A 5,550-nucleotide genomic window follows, 5' to 3' on the forward strand; every position below is an offset into this window, starting at 1 on the left:
ATCACGGATTGTAGCGACCAGATCAATGCCGATATCACGTCCATCTTCATCATGCTCCTTAGCCCATTCCAAATAAGTCTGAACCTTTTCGTATTCTTGTTTTTGAAGCGGGTCGTTTGTCAAATAAGCCATGACAAGGTTTTCAAACATGGTTCCTAATTCACGGGGTGATTTTGCTCGTTGACGATAATATTCTAAGAGAGAGCGTAAAGTGACATGTTCATTATCAGACTTATTAAAGTGATGCATATTACAACAGGGCTCCGTTTTCATATGAGTTGGTTAATTCTTATCAAAAGAATCAAAACGAAGCTTATTAAATCCATTTTGAACGAATTGAGAAAAAATGCAGAAAAATGCTAAAAAACCGATATTTTTTTTCAAAAGGGGTTTTTAAAGGTACTTATCCACAGCCCATGACATGGGATAAGATCAGCAAACTAGTGAAATTTGCTGTTCGTTTTATGGAAAAAAGACAAATTTGATATGTGCTTTTAAGATATCATAATGAGTATTTTGATAGGTTTTATGAGTCACTAAAATAGTCTATTTTGTCAGTTCAATTTACTGACACAAACTGACAAATAATATATTATTGATTGTATTTAAGATTGTATTGTCGATATAGGTTGTATCGTTAAAGCTCTAACCTATTGAAATATAATGTTTTTAATTTTCTCTCATTTAAAAAAATAATATAGGCTCTAAAAAGAACTGACAACACTGACAGCACTGGACAAAACTCTTCTGTTCAGATCACTCAGATCATTGTCTTTGGAGAACGGTTGCTTAATGCGCTGTACAGAGAGTTTTGCCTATTTGAGTAGAAAGTTTTAAAAGAGGTTTCTTTATTGTTTTCTATGATGGTTTTTGACGACAGGATGTTCTTGATCGCATGATGTCTCGTTTATATGTGTGTTGAGTGGCTTAGAGGAGCTGGAGAGTGAATCTATCTCTAATTATTGATAAATATATTGTAGCATTAAACTGGGGATATTGATGTATTAACCATTGACGGGTTAAACAGTTTTGTTTAGAGGTTTCTTTATATAAATGTGGGGGAGAGATCTTCAGCAGTTAAAATAAAGCATTTTTGGGTGCCATTTTTCTTTGGTCACAGAGGCATGTGCTTTTGTTAAAAGCGTCATAGAGCAGTGGCTGTTTTGAGTGGACTTGTTAGAGGTTCCATGAAGTTCTTTTAAAGAGTGCTTCATGAATAATGCAAAGCGGGGGCAGTCTGTATTGTTTTGTGTATTTTTACGCCAAAGTTCTCTTTTGAGAATTTTTCGTGCCATTGTTGTTTTCTTTGGCTTGTTTGCAGGTGTAAGTGTTTATGCGCGCTCCTCAGCTATTTTTCATTCCCCAACCGATAATTTTTCTCGTAGGTATTCAGAAAAGCAGCAATTAGAAAGAATTGAGAAATTACAGTCTTTAACGCCTAAAAGGATCAAGACGCCTTCAGAGCAAAATCCAGAAATGCTTTTGGGTGGGAAGCAATGTTTTCCCATTCATGCTGTTGTTGTTGAGGGAGTGCATCATGTCAAAAAACGCTTTATATCAGCCGTAACAGAGCCTTATGTTGGAAGATGTATTGGTCTTTTTGATATCCAGCTTTTAATCAAGCAGTTAACCAAAGTTTATTTGGATCAAGGCTATGTAACGGCGCGTTTTTACATTCCTGATCAAGATATCAAAAACAGCAAGACGCTCAAATTTGTTGTCGTTGAGGGCAAGCTCTCAGAGATTTACTATAATGGTTCACCGGCATCTCGTTATAATAATGTTGTATGGAGTGCTTTTCCTGGGCTTCAAGGTCATGTTTTGAACATGCGCGATATTGAACAGGGGCTTGATCAGATCAACCGTTTGAGTTCAGCGCACGCTCAAAGCGAACTTCTTCCAGGGCGTGAAGAAGGGAGCACCATTGTCAATATTAACAATCATCCCGATAAAACTTTCAAGGTTACTGTTTCTCATGACAATATGGGACAATCTTCCACGGGTTATGCGCGTTATAGTGCGGGCTTGAGGGTAGAAAATATTTTAGGGATGAATGATGCGTGGGATTTTAACTATCAACGCAGTGAGCCCGATTATTGGGGTGGGAGCAAGCAAGAAGGACATAGTAATAACATTTCAGCGAGTGTGAGTATTCCGTATGGTTATTGGACCTTTGGATTGAATGGCACTGTTTATAATTACCAAAGCATTATCCCTGGCAATTTTACAGATATTGAGACGACGGGGGATTCCAGTGAGTTGCACGCCAGTACAAGCAGGGTTCTTTACCGTGATAGTGTTTCCCTTACAACTTTGAATTTGGGTCTTTCTTATAAAAGAACCAACAATTACCTCCTTGGTAATAAGATTGAAGTGGGCAGCCGTCAATATAGCGTCGCCAATTTTGGCATTTCGCATTCGCGCCAGATGTTGGGGGGGACCTGGACCTTTGATGTGAGTTATTTGCAAGGGCTCCCTTTGTTTCATTCAGTAAAGAAACATGCGCCAGGGGCAGGGGATGCGGAGCCACAATTTGCCAAATTTACTGGTACGCTTAGTGTCATGACGCCTTTTAAGGTAGGGGGCTTGGACTTTATACTGAGCAATCTTTTGAGTGGTCAATATTCACCACATAATTTATTGGGTGCTGAACAGATTTCGTTGGGGGGCGCTTCCAATGTTCGTGGCACGCGTGAGAGTTTGCTTTTTGGCAATAACGGTTTTTTTAGCCGGAATGATTTGTTGCTACGCACCATTCCGTGGAGCAATCACGCGACCTTCAAAAAGGTTTTTGGTGAACTTCGCCCTTATGTTGGTTTGGATTATGGGCGTGTGTTTTCGCAAGCTTTTTATGGGATTAAGAGTGACCAGCTTGCCGGTTGGACAGCAGGTGTCAAGCTTGCGGGAGGCATGGTCTCTCTTGATGCCAGTTATTCCAGTATTTTTTGGAGCACAGTTAAGCACAAAAAATCAGGAACATTTTTTATGACATTAACAATGGAACTTTAAGCATTTTTTATTGGGGAGTTAAAGTATGAGATATGAGAAGAGAGCAGAAAGAGCAGCTTTATTAGGTGTTTTAGTCTCCAGTACGATGCTCAAAAAGGTTTTATTTGGGGGACTTGGTTTTTCTTGTTTATTCGCATCTTCAGCGTTACAGGCGCAAATTACTGTGGATCCTAACGCGAATGCCGCCCATCGTCCAGATATAGTGGCAGCGCCCAATGGGGTTCCCTCGATTGATATTGTTACCCCCAATGGCAAGGGCTTATCACACAATAAATATTACGATTTTAATATTGGCAATGCAGGTGTGATTTGGAACAATCATGCACAAGAAGTGGGGCAATCGCAGTTGGGGGGCATTATGCCGGGCAATCCGCATTTGCGCCTCACGGGTTCGGCGAAAGTGATTTTAAATGAAGTGACCAGCAGCAAGCGCAGTGCGCTTCATGGTCCAGGAGAGGTTTTTGGGAGCCCAGCCGATGTGATTATAGCCAATCCCAATGGGATAAGCTGTGATGGTTGTGGCTTTATCAATACGCCCCATGCGACTTTAACCACAGGTGTTCCCGAAATTGATGCGAGTGGTTTTTTGAAAGGCTTTGAGGTGCGAGGTGGGGACATCACCTTTGGCGCCAAGGGAGCCAATTTTTTCTCAGGCCAAGGGGCGGTTGATATTGTCGATATTGTCTCACGCACAGTGCATTTTGAAGGAGCTGTTGCGGGCAGAGAAATTGGTGTGACAGCAGGGACGGGTCACTTTGATTATGCTTCACGGGAAATGAAAGAACTGACCGATATTACCGGTAAACCGGAATATGCGATAGATGGTTCTGCTTTGGGGGCTCTACAAGCGGATCAGATTAAACTTGTGGCAACCGAAAAAGGTGTTGGGGTTCGCATGCGCCATGATATGGCAGCCAGTGCGGGGCAGTTGCATCTTTCTGCTGACGGGAAAATCTCGTTGAAGAATGTTTTTGGTCATGGGGGTGTTGTCCTCAAATCGAAAAGCCAGAGCGTATTGGCAAAGCACATCACCTCGAAAAAGCATATTGATATTGCCGCCCATAAGGATGTGACGTTAGAAACGGTTGGTGCTGATGGTCATTTGAAAATAGAGGCGCAGGATGGGCTTTTATCGATTGCCGGTAAGGCAACCTCTGGGGGCGATATGGGGCTGTCTTCGCGCCAGACACTTCAAGTTTCAGGGCTAGGGTCAGGCGCTGATATGGCTCTTGAATCGGGTGGAGACTTGAAGCTTGAGGGGATTGTTTTAGCGCAAGGGAATCTCAAGGCGCATGCCGGTGGTGATATACAAGCCCATTTTTTAGCCGGTGGGGTTGATATGGCGGCAACGGGTGCTGCTGGTGTTATTGTTCTTGGCACCCAAGGGGATGTTGATCTCCAGAGCAGTCAAGGTGCGATTGTCGCTGAAAGTGTTTATGGGGCAGGAGATATCGCCCTGGTTTCTCATAACGGGCTATCTGTTTCTCAAACAATTCTGTCGCATCAAAATGTTGCCATTCAAGCACAACCAGCAACAAATGCTCCCGTTCATTTTGGGCAACTTTTAGCCTATGGCAAGGCAAATATTGAGGGTGGGGCGGTTGACTTTTCTTCGCTGATGACGGGTGAAGAAGCTGTTTTAAAGGTTGGCAGCCTTGATGCAGGCACACTGATGACAGGTGTCGTTTCTACGGGCGGTTCAGGGGATCTTGTTTTAGATGAAAAGGGCTTTCTTTTGATTACAGCAAAAGAAGGGGTGAAGGTTGGTCAGATTGCCAGTGGTGGCAATATTGAAATTTTTGCAGGCAACGACATCTATTATGATCAGGTCATTGGCTATGGCAACGCAACATTGACATCGGTATCAGGAGAGATCAGTGTTGAGAATGTGTTGTCTGCTGAGGGGGATGTGAGATTGACGGCAAACACTCTCGATTTAAGCAATAATCGTTCTCATATTTACACGCCGCAAACGCTGTATTTAATTGCAGATCATATTGATGTCTCGGACAGTAAATTGACTTATGGCGGTTTAGATTTTAACAGCACCAATGCCCTTGATATTCACAATGCGCGGCTACAAGCCGTAAGAGATGGCGGTGGGACTGGAGATATTCTTTTTGTTGCCCCAAGCGTTATGATTGATGAGACAACGTCGGTTTTAGCAGCCAGAGATTTCGTGATCAAAACGGGGAAGCTTGGAAATAGCGGTCAATTGGCATCGGGGCAGGATTTAGTCTTTAGCGTGACGGGCAATGTGACCAACAACAAAACGGGCTTAATTTATGTGAAGGGCAATGGTGCTTTACAAGTTGATGGGGCTTTGTTGAATGATTTTGGCACCATAATGGCAGAAGGTGATTTATCTTTTACCAATGCGGCTGGCAGCGGAAAAAGCCTTTCGCTTGTCAATAAAGCCGGCTTTATTCAAGCTGGTGGAAACTTAAATATCCAAACCAACACCCTGAAAAACGAAGCTGATAGCACGCCTGTCATCACAGAAAAAACCGAATATAGCGATATTTCTTTCCAAAAACCAGA

At 42.7% G+C, this 5,550-nt stretch carries 3 protein-coding genes; 2 read left to right on the top strand and 1 reads right to left on the bottom strand.

Annotated features, from left to right (window positions below; genetic code table 11):
* Positions 1-249 (bottom strand): hypothetical protein (locus ACFIMU_RS08400; protein ID WP_375697013.1); only part of this gene is annotated, 249 nt, incomplete at its 3' end.
* 963 nt (positions 250-1,212) lie between these two features.
* On the opposite strand from ACFIMU_RS08400, the gene ACFIMU_RS08405 reads away from it, so the two are divergent.
* Complete coding sequence (locus ACFIMU_RS08405) at positions 1,213-3,009, top strand: ShlB/FhaC/HecB family hemolysin secretion/activation protein (RefSeq protein ID WP_375697014.1); 1,797 nt, start codon at positions 1,213-1,215, stop codon at positions 3,007-3,009.
* A gap of 25 nt (positions 3,010-3,034) precedes the next feature.
* Positions 3,035-5,550 (top strand): filamentous hemagglutinin N-terminal domain-containing protein (locus ACFIMU_RS08410; protein WP_375697015.1); only part of this gene is annotated, 2,516 nt, incomplete at its 3' end.

It is taken from the genome of Bartonella sp. AC70YNML (assembly GCF_042196545.1).
GTDB lineage: Bacteria > Pseudomonadota > Alphaproteobacteria > Rhizobiales > Rhizobiaceae > Bartonella.